This window comes from Paraburkholderia sp. SIMBA_027 (genome assembly GCF_046535315.1).
GTDB classification, from domain to species: domain Bacteria; phylum Pseudomonadota; class Gammaproteobacteria; order Burkholderiales; family Burkholderiaceae; genus Paraburkholderia; species Paraburkholderia tropica.
Map to the genome: position 1 here is coordinate 1 of NZ_JAWRWY010000098.1, position 474 is coordinate 474.

The 474-nt window shown below is 63.9% G+C and carries 1 pseudogene; it reads right to left on the minus strand.

Annotation, left to right across the window (positions count from 1 at the left end):
* Positions 1 to 353 (minus strand): annotated as a pseudogene (locus tag SB764_RS38295) (mechanosensitive ion channel protein MscS); the annotation flags it as partial.
* Positions 354 to 474: the final 121 nt, after the last annotated feature.

Below are 474 nucleotides of genomic sequence, written 5' to 3' on the forward strand. Positions count from 1 at the left end.
GTCTCGACAGACGCAATGCCTGACGCAATCACGCCGAGCAGATCGCTGTTACCTTGTCCGGACGATGCTGGCGCAGCGGGTGCGGCACTTTGGGTACCTTCACGAAGCGCCTTCAGATGGGCGACCAGCGCCTTGCGTTGAGGAACGCTCTCGAGCGTGCCGATCAGGCTGTCGAGCGAGCGCGCCAGTTCGGCCTGACTGGCAGGCGATGGTGCCGATGCAGCCTGCGCCGCCGAGGCTGGCGGCGCGGAACCACCCGTCACATTGTTGATGAGGTTTTCCAGCCCGGCAGGCAGTGCCACAGCTGCCGCCGGATTGATGGCTGCCGTCGACAGAACGAGGAAGCTGGTCACGGACAGCCATAAGCAGGCGCACCTAATGGCGCGCCACGCGCCTGCATGTAAAACAGCGCGAGCCGGCAGTCTGGCGAAGACCATGGCACGGCTGGATTCACACTGCAAAGATGCGGTCATG